17 protein-coding genes are annotated in these 18,876 nt (G+C 32.2%); 1 reads left to right on the forward strand and 16 read right to left on the reverse strand.

Translation table 11 applies throughout. The annotated features are described in order from the left end of the window. Positions 1–2 precede the first annotated feature (2 nt). The 14 genes from KO493_RS15730 to KO493_RS15795 all read right to left on the reverse strand — a co-directional run bounded on the left by KO493_RS15730 (position 3) and on the right by KO493_RS15795 (position 15,134). Complete coding sequence (locus tag KO493_RS15730; protein ID WP_216068935.1) at positions 3–728, reverse strand: hypothetical protein; 726 nt, start codon at positions 726–728, stop codon at positions 3–5. Between the two features lie 55 nt (positions 729–783). Then, positions 784–1,848 (reverse strand): acyltransferase family protein, encoded by a 1,065-nt coding sequence (locus tag KO493_RS15735; RefSeq protein ID WP_216068936.1) that lies wholly within the window; start codon positions 1,846–1,848, stop codon positions 784–786. Between the two features lie 10 nt (positions 1,849–1,858). Next, entirely contained in the window at positions 1,859–2,638 is a 780-nt protein-coding gene (locus tag KO493_RS15740; protein ID WP_216068937.1) for a glycosyltransferase family 2 protein, read from the reverse strand. A 2-nt stretch (positions 2,639–2,640) separates the two neighbouring features. Next, on the reverse strand, positions 2,641–3,492 hold the full coding sequence (locus tag KO493_RS15745; protein WP_216068938.1) for a glycosyltransferase family 2 protein: 852 nt from the start codon (positions 3,490–3,492) through the stop codon (positions 2,641–2,643). A gap of 37 nt (positions 3,493–3,529) precedes the next feature. Further along, the gene (locus tag KO493_RS15750) at positions 3,530–4,372 is read right to left on the reverse strand and encodes a glycosyltransferase family A protein (RefSeq protein ID WP_216068939.1); all 843 of its coding nucleotides are present in this window, start codon (positions 4,370–4,372) and stop codon (positions 3,530–3,532) included. Next, positions 4,373–5,344, reverse strand: coding sequence for a glycosyltransferase family 2 protein (locus KO493_RS15755; RefSeq protein ID WP_216068940.1), 972 nt, complete (start codon positions 5,342–5,344; stop codon positions 4,373–4,375). A gap of 81 nt (positions 5,345–5,425) precedes the next feature. Further along, a complete protein-coding gene (locus KO493_RS15760) occupies positions 5,426–6,376 on the reverse strand; it encodes a glycosyltransferase family 2 protein (protein ID WP_216068941.1) in 951 nt (316 codons plus the stop codon). Between the two features lie 4 nt (positions 6,377–6,380). After that, positions 6,381–7,157, reverse strand: a complete 777-nt coding sequence (locus KO493_RS15765; protein WP_216068942.1) for a glycosyltransferase family 2 protein — start codon at positions 7,155–7,157, stop codon at positions 6,381–6,383. Between the two features lie 4 nt (positions 7,158–7,161). Further along, entirely contained in the window at positions 7,162–8,451 is a 1,290-nt protein-coding gene (locus KO493_RS15770; protein ID WP_216068943.1) for a glycosyltransferase, read from the reverse strand. Continuing rightward, complete coding sequence (locus tag KO493_RS15775; protein WP_216068944.1) at positions 8,432–9,331, reverse strand: FkbM family methyltransferase; 900 nt, start codon at positions 9,329–9,331, stop codon at positions 8,432–8,434. Before KO493_RS15775 ends, KO493_RS15770 begins: the two co-directional genes overlap by 20 nt. Positions 9,332–9,439: 108 nt before the next feature. Beyond that, complete coding sequence (locus KO493_RS15780) at positions 9,440–10,696, reverse strand: ABC transporter ATP-binding protein (RefSeq protein ID WP_216068945.1); 1,257 nt, start codon at positions 10,694–10,696, stop codon at positions 9,440–9,442. Between the two features lies 1 nt (position 10,697). Further along, positions 10,698–11,573, reverse strand: coding sequence for an ABC transporter permease (locus KO493_RS15785; RefSeq protein WP_216068946.1), 876 nt, complete (start codon positions 11,571–11,573; stop codon positions 10,698–10,700). A gap of 275 nt (positions 11,574–11,848) precedes the next feature. Next, positions 11,849–14,317, reverse strand: a complete 2,469-nt coding sequence (locus KO493_RS15790) for an exopolysaccharide transport family protein (RefSeq protein ID WP_216068947.1) — start codon at positions 14,315–14,317, stop codon at positions 11,849–11,851. Positions 14,318–14,327: 10 nt separating this feature from the next. Beyond that, positions 14,328–15,134 (reverse strand): polysaccharide biosynthesis/export family protein, encoded by an 807-nt coding sequence (locus tag KO493_RS15795; RefSeq protein WP_216068948.1) that lies wholly within the window; start codon positions 15,132–15,134, stop codon positions 14,328–14,330. A gap of 107 nt (positions 15,135–15,241) precedes the next feature. On the opposite strand from KO493_RS15795, the gene KO493_RS15800 reads away from it, so the two are divergent. Continuing rightward, complete coding sequence (locus KO493_RS15800; protein ID WP_216068949.1) at positions 15,242–17,104, forward strand: ABC-F family ATP-binding cassette domain-containing protein; 1,863 nt, start codon at positions 15,242–15,244, stop codon at positions 17,102–17,104. Positions 17,105–17,651: 547 nt separating this feature from the next. Here KO493_RS15800 and KO493_RS15805 read toward each other — a convergent pair. Then, entirely contained in the window at positions 17,652–18,074 is a 423-nt protein-coding gene (locus KO493_RS15805; protein ID WP_216068950.1) for a type II toxin-antitoxin system VapC family toxin, read from the reverse strand. Further along, positions 18,071–18,319 (reverse strand): DUF6364 family protein, encoded by a 249-nt coding sequence (locus KO493_RS15810; RefSeq protein WP_216068951.1) that lies wholly within the window; start codon positions 18,317–18,319, stop codon positions 18,071–18,073. Before KO493_RS15810 ends, KO493_RS15805 begins: the two co-directional genes overlap by 4 nt. Between the last annotated feature and the right edge of the window lie 557 nt (positions 18,320–18,876).

An 18,876-nucleotide genomic window follows, 5' to 3' on the forward strand; every position in this document is an offset into this window, starting at 1 on the left:
ATTTAAAATGAAGTCGCATACTTATACTTTTCGGTGGCAAACACAATTAAACTTTTTACCCCAGCATATACCGCCGTATTAATTTTAATTTTTTTAGCATCAAACAGAGTTGCTAATTCATTCGCCGTTTCTTTTTCACCATTACGATGATAATCATCAACAATAATAATAAAATCATCACTTGCTCCTAAATTTTCTACAAATTTAAGAATGTCATATCGAGAATAATTTAAACTACCTAAAGGACCATCGACAATATACAAATCAAATTTAGAGTTTGTAAAATTTTCAATTTGATCATATCCATTTGTTTCAACCCCTCTAACCTGTTTAGTAACTAAATTACATACTTCAATTTTTGAATTCTGAAACAACTTAAAATTACTGTTAAAGCTATCCCTCCAATCGCTACTTTCCTCTATAATCAAATGACTTGTATCCTTTGAATAATTTTCAATAAAAACAGAAATAAATTTAGATGATTCCCCCAAGCCTAATTCTATAATAGAGTTTGGTTTATAATCAGTAAGAATTCTATTTAAAATATAGAAAAAAGTATAATTTCCTGCCCACCTTCCTATGTTTAGAGAAAGGTTTTGCAACTCCTTTTTACCTCTAATACTATCATGATATATGTTCGCCCATTCTAACTCCTTTAAATGTGCTTTATTTTCTTGATGCAGCCTTCTGTTTTCATCTATGATCGTTTTAATTATTCTCTTAAACATACTAGCTCTCAATATTTTTATTATTCATTGTAACTATTTTTCTTAAAAAACCCTCCTATTTTTTCCCTTTTAATAAACTCAAATTTCCGTAGTTTAACATTGATTTCACCTTATATATCAACGCCTTCTTCTCTACCAAATGCCATGACAAATATCCGAAAACAATAGAAATTAATAAAGACCAAAATATCAATTGATAAACATCTAGTTTATAAAAATAAACAAGTGTTTGCTGAATAGGGAAACTATATATATAAATGCCATAAGACATATCGCCTATTTTTTCGAAACGACTAAAAAAAGGAAATGGTATAAACCCGATTAATAAAATTACTACAGGAAAAACAATATGTTTTACCTCTCTATAAAAATTAAATGTAAGGGAAAATATTAAAATAACCACAGTAACAAAGAGTAATAACTTTTTGTTATTAATATTTTCAAAACCATAGGCTGCTAATAAACTACCACAAACAAAAAAGGCACCTAAATTTAATATATGACTCCCCTGCATACCCAAAATAGATGAACCTCCAAATCTTGCCATAAAAAAATTATAAACTATAAGCATTGCGATAAAAACCAACGCTATTAACACTCGCGTCATTTTATAATTATGCCTTACGGCATAAAGAAGTCCGACAGCGATATATAATGAAAACTCATATCTAATAGTCCATAATGACCCATTAATGGAATGGTAAGGGTTATTATCAAAAACACCCTTTATAACAGGTTGAAAATTATACAGTGATAAGTTATTAGGTAAATAAGTAAGTACCTCAACATTTTTATACATAGGCACGTCTCGTTCATAAACAAACGGTAATAACAGTAATGTCAAAATCAAAACCACAAATAGCGCAGGAAAAAGTCTTAAAAAGCGTTTTTTGTAATAGGTTAAAAGCGAATCACTACGCTGCATACTTTGAAAAATGAAGTACCCACTAATTACAAAAAAACCACTTAATCCTATTTGAGAAAAAGCCGTTTGACCATTTGACCATTGATAAAGCCATTCATTGTGCTCACCCTCGCCAGAAATCGCAAAGGCATGTGTTAAAACTACAAATACAGCAAACAAAAATCTTAAAAAGTCAAAATTATTTTCTCTATGCATGAAATTACAATTAAAATTTTTTAGGTTTATTAAATTGAAATTTTATCACATACAAGTACTTTTTAACAAGATAGAATAAATCTACAAAGCTACCTCTCATCAACCTTAAAACTGACATCACAAAACCTTTCGAGGCACTTAAAAAACGAACATCCTCATGCCAAAGCTGGTAGTTCCCATCCATATCATTCTTAAACCTAAAAAATAATTGTTTTTTTGTTCTCTTTATTTGATAAGAAAAAATTGAAGCGACAAATTCAATATCAAACCCCGCTTTCAAGACACGTACTGTCCACTCTTTGTCCTCAAAAGTAGCCACATCTTCTCTAAAAGGGTGTTGCTCCCATACTTTTCTATTAAAAGCCGAACCAGAAAAAATCAACCCTGATTTATTGGGGTCTTGAGTAGCAGGAATATTATAGATAAAATTTCTGTAATCATTTGGACTATGTAAACACCTCAACCCTGCCAAATTAGAATTTTCATCAAATTTTTGTTTAATCAGTTTGAAAAAATCATGACTCACTGGGTAGGAATGCGCACTAAACATAACCACTATAGAAAACCTAGTATGTTTAGCTGCAAAATTAGCACTCCCACCATAACTAAATTTTTCAATTGTTATAAACCTTGCTCCGTATTGTTTTGAAACAGCTTCGCTAGCATCTGTTGATAGATTGTCTATGACAATAATTTCACCAAGATCATCTAAATACCTTTCTGTTAAGTTTTTTAACAAAAAAGTAAGTGCTTCAGCTTGGTTTTTATTTCTTATTACTACTGAAATCATTGTTATGGCTTAGAAACTATTTTTTTCAACAAATTATAAGGCTTCATAAGAAATTTGCCCAACTTATATTCAAATGACTCTCTAACTTTTAACTTTCCTGACTTATGTGTATTAATCTCATAAAATAAAACTTTCAAACAGTTATCAAAATCTTTAATATATAGTTCTTTATGTTTTTTAAAGATATATTCCCTAGAAATTTCTAAATAGCTTTTGATAGATTCTGTTTGCCTTGACACTTTTGCTTTTCTATAAAAAAACAAAAAAGAATCTATAATTTTATAATCCCATCCTTGCTTAGTAATCGCAAGCCAAAACTCCCAATCTTCAAAACCTTTTACCATTTTTTCATCATAGCCCCCTACAGCCTCCCAGCATTGTTTTCTATATAAAGACGTCGCTACAAGTTGATTTACATACATTAAACTCTTCCAGTTCGTTCCCTTTGGCTTTAAATCATAAAATGTATTATTTAAATCTCCTTTAAAAAATTTGGTGTAGCATGACACAATACCTAAATATTCATTATTTAACAACTCAGGAACAACTTTAAACAAATAATCTTTTGAAAGATAATCATCCGCATCTAGGGGAAGAATAAAACTCCCTGAACTCATCCTAATCCCCGAATTTCTAGCACTTGATGGACCTCCATTTTTTTTACACAAATACTTAAAACGAGAGTCTTTTTTAACCCATTGATTAATAACCTCCTCACTATTATCCGAACTTCCGTCATTAACAACAATACATTCCCAATTTGTGTAAGTTTGATTTAGTACCGATTGTAGTGATTCATTTAAAAAGCGAGCCTGGTTATAACAGGGAACGATAATAGAAACTAGTGTATTCATTTAAAAAAGATTATTTTGAATCAAACAAATATTTGAATCACGATACAATTCTTTTTAAAAACCTCAATGGAGCTAAAATAAGACATCCAAGCCTGTAATCTAAGGACATTTTGGTTTTTAATTCTGTACGTCGTAATATATGATTTCTATAAATCACTTGATTTGTAAAAGAATCCAAGTTATCAATAAATAATTGTTTATGTTTTTTAAAAATATATTCTCGTAATTCTAAATCATAATTTTTAACAGCTACACGATCTCTAGATATTTTTTTTATTCTATAGGTAAACAAAGGTTCTTGAATGATATGCATCTGCCAACCATTTTTTAATATTGAAATCCAAAACTCCCAATCTTCGTAACCATGCACCATCTCCTCATCATAACCAGAAACTTGCTCCCAACAAATTTTTCGAAACAATGAATTTCCTAATCCATTACTTTTAACTAAAAAATTTGACACACCTCCTCCTAAAGGTTTAATAATTTCTTTTTCAATTTTATTGTTTTTAAGGGTTTTATAAAAACATCCTACAACTCCAACACCTTTATTTGCATCAAGATATTTAACTGCTTTTTCAATAAAAGTAGGCTCAAAATAATCATCGGCATCCAAGTTTAAAATATATTTGGTTTTCGCTAAACTTATCCCTTTATTCCTAGCTTTACAAACCCCTTTATTAACTTGAAAAACAACCTCTACATTTTCACAGATAATCTTTTCTAAAACTTTTTTTGTTGTAATATCAGATCCGTCATCAATAATAATAATTTTATCTGCTTTTAGCGTTTGGTTTAAAATGGAATTAAGCGCTTCCATAATATAGGCTCCATCATTATGACAGGGGATTACTACGGTAACATTACTTATTGAACTCATCTACATGTTAATTTTTTTAGATTTCCATCGTTTTTCAACCTTATATACCCCCCTCGACAAAAGCAAAAAAAGATGACCAAATAATTTTATTTCAAAAACTAACAGCCTATTATCGCTTGACTTCAATAAAGGGATAAGATTGTCTAATACAAATTTCGCGTTTTTTTGATCCTTATTTTCAACACTTCTAAAAAAAGCATCAATGATATATTTATATAATGAATTAATTAATACGTGATCCTGCAATATTATACTTTTTTTAAAATTTTCTATTGCAGTATAACTTTGGGAGCTTTTGTATGGCTTCACATATTTTAAACTAGCATCACTTATCCTATTATTGTGTTGCCTATATAAAAATAACGGTGTATTTAAAACCTTGTAACTATCTTTTTTGATTCTAAAAAACAGCCTTGAGAACAATTCTGTTTCCTGACCCTTAGATATATTCTCATCAAAAAGAGTGGTTTTTAATAAATAGGCTTTTCGAAATAATATTGAATTTGTAATAATTCTCAACTTCCACAATAAATAATCTTTAAATAAATAAGAAGTTTCTTCAAGTTCTTCAAATTTAGGGTAATTCAAATCCTCATCTACTAGATAATGAGAGGCAATAACGAATTTTGTATGCGTTTTAAAACCGTTTATTTTAGTTTCTAAAAATTCTTTTAACATCACGTCATCATCATCAAACCAATTGACAAACTCCCCTTTACTAACCTTAAAACCATAGTTACGTGCCGCATTACCTCCAGGCAACCGTTCTTCAGGTCGGTGATGATATTGAAACCGTTCATCTTCACGACAGTAATCTGCCATTACCTTATCAGTATCATCAGTACTCCCATCATCCACCACAATGCACTCCCAATTGGTATAAGTTTGTGCTAAAATAGAGTCTAAAGTTTCTGCTAATAGACATGCTCGGTTATAAGTTGGAATAATAATAGAAACTAAGGGGTTATGCATAAATAGAATTATGGAAACAAATATATTAATTTTATTAGTCTAATTAAGGTGCAACTTAGAAGCTCCTTACCACTTCTACAATCATTTGAACAAAAAGGGAAATAACTTCTGTCTTTGTCTTACAATAGGAAAATATTTTACACTAAGGAAAGAAAACATTAGCCTAGGTGATCTAAAAAATAAAAACCACCAATACCCAATATCATTAATCAATATTTTTTTTTGCTTAAATTTAATTATCCAAATCCTATTTAATAATGCATCTATATATTTTAGATCAACTTCATTTTTACTACTCCAACATAACAAGGATTCGTACATTTTCATATCATAGATTTTATACAAATAATCATTATAAAAAACATTATTATCATGAACCCCTCTAATGGCGACTGAATAATCTATAATACCACTATATAATTTTGCTTTTAATGTCATTTTCCATATCAACTCGGTATCTTCAGCAACGATTAAATCTTCATTAAAAAGACCTGTTTTCTCAAAGATCATCTTTTTTACTGTTAAACCATCTATACTAAAATGCCCCTTACCACCTTTCAATAAGACCATGAAAAGATTTTCCGGGCTAACCTTCTCGGTCATGGTACATAACTCTAGTCTTTTTCTTTCCTTAGCTGAAGTGGAACGGTAAAAGTGTGCTCCTATAGCGTTATAAACGCCATCTACTTCTTCTTCATTTTCAAAAATCAACTTATCGTTGTTAAACCTATTTGGTAAATAATAATCATCGGCATCTAAAAAAGCAATGTAATTTCCTCTTGCTTTTTTTATGCCTAAATTTCGACTTGCTGACCGTCCTTTATTACATTTATTATCATGATAAAGCACTCTGACTTTCGAGTTTTGCTCAAGAATTTGTGTTAAGATTTCTTCAGTTGCATCCGTACTTCCATCATTTATAATGATAACCTCAAAAACCTCTGATTGTTCCAAAGCAGAGGATATAGCTTTTTCAATAAAACGCTCCGCATTATACACTGGAATTATTACAGAAACTTCAAATGCATTCATACCCTTAAAACTCATTTAGCATTCCAAGCTTAACCAATAATTTTAACTTTTTGGAATTTCTTAAGTTACTTAAAGTACGTTCCTGCTCAAAAAATTCAGATAAATCGTTCATTAGTATTTGAAACTCACTATCTAAAACAGCCTGCCTTTCTTTTTGCATAATTGGTTTATTTGCTATTAAAGAACTGATACCTCCCAAATAAAAATTTGTATAAACAGCATCTACATATTTATAGCTAGAATTATATTTTAGCAACGCTAGTATTAAAAACTTCCAATCGGCTACAATTTTTAAACGCTCATCATAACCTCCATATTTGTCAAATAAGTCTTTTTTTATAAATGTAGATTGATGAGGAGGCAAATCACTATGCAAATATTTAAACGTTAACTTTTCAGGTGGTCTTTTAATAGCAAAATTCTTTCCATCAATTTTATTAATATTAAAATACACAAAACCTTCTCCGTTTAAATGCTTAACAACCTTTTTTAAAGCATATTTTTCAGTAAAATCATCGCCACTATTTAAAAAAAACAGATATTCTCCCTTAGCTTTTTTTATGCCTTTATTCATGGCATTGTAAATACCAGAATCTGGTTCGCTTACCCAATAATCAATATGCTCTTGATTTTTTTCTATAAGCTCTTTACTGTCATCATGAGAACCTCCATCAATTACAATATATTCAAAATCTTGAAAAGTTTGAGACAACACACTTTCCATCGTGCGCTCCAAACCTTTGACGTCATTATAATTTATTGTGATGATTGAAATAAGCATGGAACTAATCTTTTAGAGTACTTTTGAACAATTTAGAGTAGGCTTGTGCTTGAACACTTAAATCGTATTTTTTTGCAGCATTTTCTCTTATACGTTTTTTATCAAATCTATCTTTAATGTTTAGAAACTTTTCAATAGCTTTTTTTAGCCCAAAACTACTAATTTCATCACACAAAATTCCATTTTCTCCTTCCTCTATCATATCTGGGATCCCACCTATATTAAACCCTATTACAGGTGTACCACAAGCCAACGATTCAAGCACTGTATTAGGTAAATTATCCATTAACGACGGAATAACAAAAACATCGGCAGCAGAATACGCTACTGCCATTAAGCGCTCGTCTTTTATTTCTCCCAACTCCAAAACATTTCCAAAAGTACTTAATTCCCCTTGTTTTTTACCAATTGCACACAATAATACATCCTTAGAATTTAGTTCTTGTATTGCCGCCTTCAATAACCTGAATCCTTTTCTGTTATTGTTTATCGAATCTGCAACAAACAAGACAATCGTCTTATTGTAAGGCATATTAAATACCGCTCTAGAGTATGTTACATCTATAGATTTAAACAACTCCATGTTTAAGCCATAAGGTATCGTTAAAACTTTTTTATTTTTGAAAGCCGTACTTTTCTTTACTTCTAAGGATAACCAATTTGAAGGTGTTACAATGGTTAAATTTTCAACAGATTGAAGTATTTTCGACTTATAGCCCACCAACTGTTCTTCTATAGATTTTTCAATTTGCAATCGCTTTCGAAGAATTGGTGTTCCATTTTCATCTATACCTAAAAAATTTTCTTTATAATGCTCTCCACCTAAAAAAGGATTCATATCATGCAAAGTCCAGATTACAGGTTTTTTGTTTTTCTCAAAAAAGGATTGGTAATCTAAAAAGTTGGCAACCCAATGTAAGTTAATAATATCTGCCTCTTTATATAAAGGGGATGCTGTGATATCAAAACTTGAATTTGGAAAACTAAACATCTCTAATCCTTTTGGACGGTCTTTTAAAAATTGCGCTTCTTTAGAGAAAGGTTTCATCTTAATAAATCCTAAAACTTTTAAAAAGAGAATTAATTTATTAAAAATAATTTTCACTCTAGGTTCCTTCTTTTTCTGGAAAACAAATTGCGTAGTTTTATTTATATGCTTTTGTTTTTTTAGTACAAGCACATTAGAATTGACGTCTTCACCTAGTAATCCTTCGTGTAAACGTAAGCAGGCATTTGCAGCTCCACCTCTATCGTATGTATTGACTATTAAAACCTTAACTTTGCTTGATTCCATATATGTTTAATTGCCCATCCATATTATTATATGTTTTAACTTTAACAAAAGGTGACTTATTTATTAAACCTGGAGAAGAAATATAAAGTCTAAAATTAGCCTTTTCTAAAATATTCACAATCTCACCTAAAGATTGGATTTTACCAACAAACGAATGATATTCAACAAAAACATGTTCAACATTTATTAATAAATCATCAATATCTATTAAAACTTCAGTCTCTGATCCTTCAATGTCAAGTTTTAAAAAATCAACTTTTCTGTTTAAATATGGTCTTAATGATTCTACGTCAATGCTCTCAAATCGGTCATCATTGTTCGATACTAAATTACCCGATAGCAAACCAGCATCAGCCCCCTCACTAAAAAAAGACAACACCTTATTTTCATTCCACAGCCCCTTGTTTATTAACTTAACACTATTAAATCCAAACCTTTTGATATTGTTCGCCAAAATATCAAATATTTTTTTATCGGGTTCAAAAGCTATTATTTCTGAGTCTGGATAGATTTTTTTAAAATAAATAGTTGCCATTCCTATATTTGCACCGCCATCAATTATATAAGGCTTACTACTATTTGAATTAAACTTATAAATTTCTTCAACAAAAATTTCCTCATTCATAAAATGATAGGAAGCATTATCAGGTATTAAAATATCTACACCTTCAAGCTTCACCGTAGTCTCAGTGTATCTTGGTATTTTTAAATAATTATTCTTAGTACCATCTAATCTTAATTTAAGCTTCATTGATTGCACTAAATCAGGATGTAGTACTTTTTTAATTATTTTAATTATTTTTTTGGTTAAAGGTTTGGACTTTTGACTTCCATAAGCTTTCAAAAAAAAATCTTTTAATTTAAAATCCCTTTTTGTCATTTCAATTTTGTGTATTTGCTAAGATTTTCAATATTTTAATTTAATAACCAATGGAGTAGTACAATGAAAATAGATTATACAACTAATATTTCACTATAGAATATACTTTTAATCCCATCTACAAGGCAAGATGACACAGCCATAATCTTTGCCAACATATTTAAACATTTCTGAACCTGTCTCTTCAATATTAAAATTGACAATATTTTCTAATAAACTAATCATTTCTCGATTTGGGACATGATATGCAATAGTTAAATTATAATTATTAGGTACTAAAGTAGACTTTGGTAGTTTAATTTCTACAACTCCTAAATCTCCATTTACATACGACACAATCCTATCTTCAGAAGAAAAGACTATACGCTCTTTGACATCAATTAATCTAAAACCTATATAAGCATCATTCAAATAAAATGCATTAGACGAAAATTTAATTTGAATTTTTATTTGTTGATTAAACCCATAGACATTTTGCAATTGATTTTCTTCATTAATTACCCGTACTTCTGTTACATCAACTTCTTTTGGTGATTTATTTAAATAAAAAGAATTATTACTAGTTACACCAGAACTTAGATAAAAATCAACAGAAGCTTCTGAGGTTCCTTCAAACACCACTTTACCATGTTCCAACACCACACCACGAGTACACAAACTCTTCACCGCCGCCATATTATGACTCACAAATAAAACAGTCCGTCCTTCTCCTTTAGAAATATCCTGCATTTTCCCAATAGCCTTTTTCTGAAATTCAGCATCTCCAACCGCCAAAACCTCATCGATCACCAAAATTTCGGGTTCTAGAAACGCCGCTACGGCAAAGGCTAAACGCACGGTCATTCCAGAACTGTATCGTTTTACAGGGGTATCAATATAACGTTCGCAACCCGAAAAATCAATAATTTCATCTATTTTAGAAGCGATTTCCTTTTTGGTCATGCCCAAAATTGCGCCATTCAAATAGATGTTTTCGCGTCCAGTCATTTCACCGTGAAAACCTGTACCCACCTCTAAAAGCGAAGCAATTCGGCCTTTTGTTTTAATCTCTCCTGTAGTTGGTGAGGTTACTTTGGATAGTATTTTTAAAAGCGTGGATTTACCAGCACCATTTTTACCAATAATACCTAAGACCTCACCACGTTGCACTTCAAAATTAATGTCTTGCAAGGCCCATACATAATCGGAATCTCCTTTAGTGCTACGGTCGTTACTTTCACCTATTTTTAAAAACGGATCTTCCTTACCTCGTATACGGTACCACCAACGTTTTAAATCGTCACTTAAGGTTCCTGTACCTACCAAGCCCAAACGGTATTGTTTGGAAACATTTTCAGCTTTCAGTATAATATCTTTCTTTGCCATCTTAAACGGTGTCTATAAAATTCTTTTCTGTTCTATTAAACACGATAAGTCCAAATAAAAAACACCCGATGCTTACTACGGCTGCATATAAAAAGTAACCTAATGAAAAAGTACCAACACCCAAGGTCATGTATCTAAATAATTCTATAAAAACAGTCATGGGATTATATTCAATTAACCAGGCATACTCTGGTAATTTCTCTTTAAAATAAGATAATGGATACATGACTGCCGAACCATACATTAACAACTGCATACCAAAGCCTACTAAATAGGTAAAGTCTCTATACTTGGTGGTTAATGATGAAATAATCATGCCTAAGCCCAGTCCTAGTAAAGCCATAAAACAAATTAAAATAGGAAGCAGTAAAACACTAATGTTTGGAGCGGCCAAAGCTGCTTTATTAGTGAAAAAAACGAAATAAATATAGAATCCTATAAAGACTAACAAGCGAATACCAAACTTTACCAGGTTTGATATCACTACCGACATTGGAGCGATCACCCTAGGAAAATAAACTTTCCCAAAAATACCTTGATTGCTTTTAAACGTACTACTGGTTCCTGTAAAGCATGTACTAAAATAATTCCAACAGCTTAAACCGGCTAAATTAAACAGAAAAGCGGGGATACCATCTCCTGCTGGGATGTTCGCTAAATTATTAAAAATAAGCGTAAAAACAAGTGTAGTAAACAAGGGCTGAATCAAGTACCAAAGTGGCCCTAGTACCGTTTGCTTATAAACGGTAATGATATCACGCTTCACAAAAAGAAACAGTAAATCTCTATACCTCCAAATTTCTTTAAAGTTTAGGTCTATTAATTTCTTTTTAGGTGAAATGGTATATAACCAATCGGTATTTTCAGTTGAATTCAAAATTTATACTTAGAATTATTTTATTTAGTTTTTTAGTTTTATCTATACACTTAGACAGGCATCGTAAACTCATGAATTTTCTTAATGCGTTAGTCTTTGTTTTTAGAGTCTTACTGTTAGTTAATGTTCCCTTACTAATTTTATGAGATTCTGAAATAAATTCAGAATGACGCTACGACTTAGGTTGACCATCAGATTCTGAAACGCGTTCATAATGACGACACAACTTAGATTTAAGTGATATACCAAATCAAGTTCGGCATGACGCCAAAAAACTAAGCCTTTTTATTGCTCTTAAAAAAATGTTTTACCTTTTTAAACAAACCTTGTTTTTTATCATCCTCATGGTAACCGTTGGCATAGTTTCCGTAGCCATAGCCGTAACCGTAGCCGTAACCATAACCATAGCCGTATTTGGCCTTTTGATCGTAACCATTATAGACTAAACTGAGGTTTTTTATCTGTTTTGATTTGTACTTTTCATTAATAAAATTAAGCATCCCTTTTTTCGTATAATCTTGGCGTACCACATAAATAGAAGCATCAACAAAATCTAACAATTCTAAGGCATCGGCTACCAAACCTACCGGCGGTGTATCTAATACGATGTAATCGTACTCTTTTTTTAAAGTACTTATTAAAGTCTTCATATTTTCGCTCAGGAGTAACTCTGAAGGGTTTGGTGGTATTGGCCCAGAAACAATGAGGTCTAAATTTTCTACACCACTATTTTGAACCACTTCCTCTAATGTTGATTGTCCGATTAAGTAATTCACCACACCAAGGTCATTTTTAATCTTGAAATCACCAAAAATCTTAGGCTTTCTTAGATCTAAACCTAATAAGATGGTTTTCTTTCCGCTTAAAGCGAAAACGGTTGCCATATTAATGGAGCAAAATGTTTTTCCTTCACCACTTACAGATGAGGTTAACATAATCGTTTTTGATCCGTTGAAATCCTTTGTTTTGTAGTAATACTGCAAATTACTTCGTATTGCTCTAAAGGATTCTGCAACTGCCGATTTTGGTTTTCGATGTACTACTAAATTATTATCAAGCGTATTTTTACCAACCACGCCTAACAACGGAATGGTAGATAGTTTTTCAATATCCATCGGACTATGAATATTATTATCTAAAAAGGTTAAAACAAAGGCGATTACTAAAGGCAACAACAAAGCTGCAAAAAAAGCAAAAACGTAACGCACATTTAAATTTCTTCCCAATACTGTCGCCCCTGTATTTTTAGCAGGGTCTACTATTAAAATATCTGAAACATTGGAGGCTTTTATAATTTCTGCTTCTCCTCGTTTGGCCAGAAACACATTATAGGTTTGCTCGCTTAAGGTGTATTGACGCTTAATGGTTAGGAGTTTTTGCTGATCTTCAGGAAGTTTACTAAATTCAGATTCCACCTTATGCAAGTTTCCATAAACAGATTCTAGATCTCTTCTAAGGATGCTCGTTACCGAACTGATATTCTCCAAAAGCACATTTTTTAAGCCTTCTATTTGTCGGTTTAAATCACTAAATATCGAAGCATCATTTTTAACAGAATATTGCAATTTTGATTTCTGAACCGAAAGCTCGTTTATTTTAGCCACATTAGACAAAATATTCGGATCGGCAACTCCAGAAATGGAAGGCGCAGGAACATCTGTAAACGAATTACTGGTTAGCAAATAGTTTTTAAGAAGGGCGTAATAATCTAACTGCTTGTTAATGGATTCTTTTTCTTCTTCGTACTTCGAGAGCTTCTCATTCAACAAAGTACCGTCACTATCCAACTGATAAATTTTATTCTCCTTTCGGTAATCATTCAATTCTGTTGCGTTATCAGTCATTTCAACTTTAACCCGTGATATCTGATCGTCTATAAACTGAATGGCGTTGGTAACATATTGGTTTTTTCTACTTAATTGATCTTCACTTAAAACAGCCACCACCTCATTGAGATAATCCACAATTTTCTCGGTGTTTTTATCTATTAAAGTAAGATCTAATATGGGAGAAGATTTTAAATTATTAACCCCCATTCTGGCGTTATAACTAGCCACTACGCTATTAAAATTATTAAACTGAATAAAAAATTCGGACCCTGGTGCCGCTTTTCTATTTTCAGCCAACTGCACAATCCCTTTAAAAAAAGGTAATACAATAGGTTCGCCTAACTTAAAGGTTTCTTTAAATACCCCCACAGGTACATCGACTCTGGAAATTTCCTTGGTATTAAAATTTTGAACCGATACCGTAGATCCTGTAAACTCTGCACTTAACTCAAAAGCATCCTGTTCTAAAAAAGTAATTTTAATGGGTATACCAATTAGTTGTCCGAAATCATTATCCTGATAAAAACGAAAAGGTGCGGCCTTATAAATATCCTGCTTTCTAAAACGTCCTGCTTTTAAATAGGTTTTATAGAACTCTAAACGGTCTACTACTTTTTCATGATGTGATCGCGACTTTAAGGTCACAATCGTAGTTTGTACTTTCGCCGTGACCCCACCCCAGTTAAAAGTTAAACTGGCATTCGATGTGAATAGTGGATTGCTATCATCTTCAACAGAAATTTTTGTTCCTAAGCGGTATGAAAACTCTTCGCGTATATTTTTTTGATATACAAAAAAGACACCTATAGCTAAAAGCAGCACAAACAACTTCCAGTAACTTAAGGCTCTAAATAAAAACTTTTTTATGTCGAAGCTGGATGCTGATGATTCCGAAGCCTCAAATTCTTCCGTCATAGTTTCGAAATTAAAAACTCTTTGTTAATACGTAAAGGGAGGTAATACCTGCCAAAATAGACATCACCGTTGCAAAATTTTGCATAACGGTTTGTCCAGCACCAAAAACCTTACGTTTTAATGGTTTAACTAATATGATATCATTGGGTTGAATGTAGTAATACGGGGAATTCATAGCTTTTATATCGGTTAAATCGATATGATGAATACGTTGCCCATCGGGATATTGCCGCACTATTAATATATCTTTTCTGTTTCCTGTAAGCATCACATCACCAGCATTAGCTAAAGCATCAATAATATTTACCCGGTCTTCAAATATGGTATAAATCCCTGTACCATTAACCTCGCCTGTAACCGTATAAGTCACCCCAGGCAGCCTTACCGTGACAAACAACTCGGCGGTTTCTTTAAAATATTGTTCTAGAAGTTCTTTTTTAACCAATGCTTCAATTTCTGTAGTGGTATAGCCCAAAACGGTGATTTCACCAAGTATGGGAAACTTAATTTTACCGTGATCGTCCACGGTAAAGCCGTTAAAATACAACGAGGATTGACTTTGACCATTTGATGAATTCGTATTCGTATTACCTTGAATCGGATTAAATATTCTGGTAAGTTCTTCGTCTAAAGCCTTCACATTGATGCTTAACAGGTCATTAACCTGTACCTTATAAGGTTTAGGCAGTTCACGTAATACGGGAATGGTATCATTACCATCACTATGATCTTGCAGATATACGACATCTTTATTAGTGATGCAAGACACAAAAACAGTGTTTACCACCACGAAAACTACAAGAAACCATTTCTTCATATAAGGGAACTTTTTCAAACACAAATATAACTTTTCGACTTGAACCATGAAACTTATGCCGTTATTTTTGTTTTTTGTACGTTCTTTGCAAAAAAAACAAATAGACTTTGAATTATTTAACTGTTGAAAACATATCAAAATCTTACGGGGAGCATGTGCTTTTTGAAGACATTTCTTTTAGTGTTCATAAAGATCAGAAAATTGCTTTTGTCGCTAAAAACGGGACCGGAAAAACTTCCATCCTAAATATTCTTTCTGGTGATGATCAAGCCGATTCTGGAAATGTGATTTACCGAAAAGATATTAAAGTCTCCTTCCTGTCGCAAGACCCTAAATTTGATCCTAACTTAACGGTTGAAGAAACTATTTTCGCTAGCGACAGCCCGATCTTAAAAGTGATCGCCAATTACGAAAAATCACTTTTAAATCCTGAAGACACCGATGCTTACCAAGCGGCTTTTGAAGCTATGGAACGCCATCAGGCTTGGGATTTTGAAACACTTTATAAGCAGATTCTTTTCAAGCTGAAACTGGACAAACTCGATATGAAGGTTAGCGTGCTTTCTGGCGGACAAAAAAAACGTCTAGCACTTGCCAATGCTTTAATTAACAAACCCGACCTTTTAATTCTTGATGAACCTACCAACCACCTCGATTTAGAAATGATTGAATGGCTGGAAGCCTTTTTTGCCAAGGAAAACATCACCCTTTTTATGGTAACGCACGACCGCTACTTCCTAGAGCGTGTGTGTAATGAAATTATTGAGCTCGATGAAGGCCTTATGTACAGTTACAAAGGCAACTACTCCTATTACCTTGAAAAACGCGAAGCACGTATTGAACGTGAAGCCGTTGAAACAGGTAAAGCCAAACAACTTTTTAAAAAGGAACTGGATTGGATGCGTCGTCAACCTAAAGCCAGAACCACAAAATCTAAATCTCGTATTGACGATTTTGCCGATATTAAACACCGCGCGCACCAACGTCGAAACGACCACCAAGTGCAACTTGAACTTAATATGGAACGCATAGGAAGTAAAATCCTTGAGTTTCATAAAGTAGGCAAAGCTTTTAAAGACAAAGTCATTCTTGATAATTTTGAATACAACTTTAAAAAAGGGGAACGTGTAGGTATTATTGGAAAAAATGGCACGGGAAAAACCACTTTTCTAAATATCCTTACCCAAACAGCACAACCAGACTCCGGGAAAGTTGTTAAAGGGGAAACCGTAAAATTTGGTTACTACACGCAAAACGGCATCACCATTAAGCCCGAACAGAAGGTTATTGATGTGATTCGTGAGTTTGGTGACTATATTCCTCTAAAAAAAGGACGCCAAATTAGTGCACAGCAACTTTTAGAACGCTTTTTATTCAGTAGAAAAAAACAATACGATTTTGTTGAAAAACTAAGTGGTGGCGAACGCAAACGTTTATACTTGTGTACGGTTTTAATTCAGAATCCGAATTTTTTAATTCTCGATGAGCCTACCAACGATTTAGATATTGTTACGCTAAACGTGCTTGAAAGTTTCTTATTAGATTTCCCTGGCTGTATTATCGTGGTCTCTCACGACCGTTATTTCATGGATAAAGTCGTCGATCACCTTTTTGTTTTTAGAGGTGAAGGCGTTATTGAAGACTTCCCTGGGAATTATACCGATTATCGTGTTTATGAGGATAGCCAGCCTACTGTTTCTGCTGTTACCGAGGAGAAAAAAGATAACAAATCACAGAAGCAAAACGAAATCGCTAAACTGTCCTACAACGAAGAAAAAGAGCTTAAAAACATTGAAAGCAAGCTTAAATCTCTGACTTATGACAAAAAAGAACTAGAAAATAAATTCAACAACCCAGATTTAACACAGGATCAAATCAATAAACTGTCTGATGACTTACAGAAAATAATTGACGTCATGGACCAGAAGGAAGAACGTTGGTTTGAGTTATCGGCGAAGTTGGAGGGATAGTTGATGGTTTTTTGTTATTAGTTATTGGCTATTACGCGGAGTTTCTTTTAGTGAAAAATTAAAAGTGAAAAGTGAAAAATGGCCTAAAAAAGAATATCAACACATAAGAATTAAACACCGATTGCACAGATAACCACGAAGTTTTTTTCAGACACAGATTTCACAGATTATCACAGATTTTTTTGTTTGTTAGAATTAAACACTTGACTATTGACTTTTAACTTTGAATATTCAACTTCATATATTGGCTAATTTTTAATTTTTCCTTTTTCATTATTAATTGAACGACTGTTTATTTGTTGAATCGATTAATCGTTCACCTTTGACTGTTGACTGTTGACTGTTTACTGAACTTTCAACTTCCTGGTTAATTTTTAATTTTTCCTTTTTAATTATTAATTGAACGACTGTTTATCCGTTGATTCGTTTATTTGTTGAGCCGGCAACTAGGGTTGAGACTTTTGACCATTGACCATTGACTGTTGACCATTGACTGAACTTTCAACTTCTAATATTGATTAATTTTTCACTTTTAATTTTTCACTTTTCACTTAATTCGCAACGACTTTAAAAACTCATCGGCGGTCATTACGGGTAATAGTGATTTTTTGAAGTCCTTGCCATTTCTTGTGATAATCACTTCACAATCAGAATCGGCAGCACTAAAATACTGCAAAGCATCTTCAAAATCAGCTATGTTTGAATTTAGTCCCTTTTCAATAGTATGCGAATCTAATGCACATATTTCACAAATTATTTTAAACTTTCTTAGCTTTTCCCTCGCTATTTTTGCATTCTCAAATTTTGAAATGAAATAATTTACGGTGGCAAACGAAATTGGAGAAACCACCATGCTTAATTTTTCCTTTTCCGCTAAAGTGGCTATCTTGGCTATGGCATCATAAAAAGGTTGTCGTTCTCCCAAAAAATCTAACATGATATTGGTATCAATAAAAATCCTCCTGCTCATTTGTACTTCTCCATTAAATGATCAGTATATTCCTTTTTATAGTCTAAATCTGTTGGAATTTCTGTTCCTGTGGCAATACTTTTTACAAAAGGAGAAATCTCAAATTCAGGATTATCCGATGTACTCGTTAGCGATTGCAAATAAGCCTCAACAATTCGAGATAAACTCATTTTTTTGTTGGAAGCATAAGCCTTTGCCTTTTCGATAATCTCTTGATTTAGCTTCAATGTTAACTTGGTATCCATAATATTGATGTTAATACAAATGTTATACGTACAAATATAATGAATTAATGCGTATAAATATTGTTTATTTGTTGATTTGGAAACTGTTGATTCGTTGAATCGTTTATTTGTTCACCTTTGACTGTTTACTGAACTTTCAACTTCTTGGTTAATTTTTAATTTTTCCTTTTTAATTATTAATTGAACGACTGTTTATTCGTTGAATCGTTTATTCGTTCACCTTTGACTGTTGACTGTTGACTGTTGACTGTTGACAGTTTACTGAACTTTCAACTTCTTGGTTAATTTTTAATTTTTCCTTTTTAATTATTAATTGAACGACTGTTTATTTGTTGAATCGTTTATTTGTTCACCTTTGACTCTTGACTGTTGACTGTTGACTGTTGACAGTTTACTGAACTTTCAACTTCTTGGTTAATTTTTAATTTTTCCTTTTTAATTATTAATTGAACGACTGTTTATTCGTTGAATCGTTTATTCGTTCAACTTTAACTGTTGACTGTTGACTGTTGACAGTTTACTGAACTTTCAACTTCTTGGTTAATTTTTAATTTTTC

This window comes from Pseudotamlana agarivorans (genome assembly GCF_018860245.1).
Taxonomy (GTDB): Bacteria; Bacteroidota; Bacteroidia; order Flavobacteriales; family Flavobacteriaceae; genus Pseudotamlana; species Pseudotamlana agarivorans_A.

Coding starts and splice junctions, on each gene's coding strand:
- KO493_RS15730 (WP_216068935.1), bottom strand. CDS start 728: ATGTTTAAGAGAATAATTAAAACGATCATAGATGAAAACAGAAGGCTG.
- KO493_RS15790 (WP_216068947.1), bottom strand. CDS start 14,317: ATGACGGAAGAATTTGAGGCTTCGGAATCATCAGCATCCAGCTTCGAC.
- KO493_RS15750 (WP_216068939.1), bottom strand. CDS start 4,372: ATGAGTTCAATAAGTAATGTTACCGTAGTAATCCCCTGTCATAATGAT.
- KO493_RS15765 (WP_216068942.1), bottom strand. CDS start 7,157: ATGCTTATTTCAATCATCACAATAAATTATAATGACGTCAAAGGTTTG.
- KO493_RS15760 (WP_216068941.1), bottom strand. CDS start 6,376: ATGAATGCATTTGAAGTTTCTGTAATAATTCCAGTGTATAATGCGGAG.
- KO493_RS15780 (WP_216068945.1), bottom strand. CDS start 10,696: ATGGCAAAGAAAGATATTATACTGAAAGCTGAAAATGTTTCCAAACAA.
- KO493_RS15735 (WP_216068936.1), bottom strand. CDS start 1,848: ATGCATAGAGAAAATAATTTTGACTTTTTAAGATTTTTGTTTGCTGTA.
- KO493_RS15740 (WP_216068937.1), bottom strand. CDS start 2,638: ATGATTTCAGTAGTAATAAGAAATAAAAACCAAGCTGAAGCACTTACT.
- KO493_RS15775 (WP_216068944.1), bottom strand. CDS start 9,331: ATGACAAAAAGGGATTTTAAATTAAAAGATTTTTTTTTGAAAGCTTAT.
- KO493_RS15805 (WP_216068950.1), bottom strand. CDS start 18,074: ATGAGCAGGAGGATTTTTATTGATACCAATATCATGTTAGATTTTTTG.
- KO493_RS15770 (WP_216068943.1), bottom strand. CDS start 8,451: ATGGAATCAAGCAAAGTTAAGGTTTTAATAGTCAATACATACGATAGA.
- KO493_RS15745 (WP_216068938.1), bottom strand. CDS start 3,492: ATGAATACACTAGTTTCTATTATCGTTCCCTGTTATAACCAGGCTCGC.
- KO493_RS15795 (WP_216068948.1), bottom strand. CDS start 15,134: ATGAAGAAATGGTTTCTTGTAGTTTTCGTGGTGGTAAACACTGTTTTT.
- KO493_RS15810 (WP_216068951.1), bottom strand. CDS start 18,319: ATGGATACCAAGTTAACATTGAAGCTAAATCAAGAGATTATCGAAAAG.
- KO493_RS15755 (WP_216068940.1), bottom strand. CDS start 5,344: ATGCATAACCCCTTAGTTTCTATTATTATTCCAACTTATAACCGAGCA.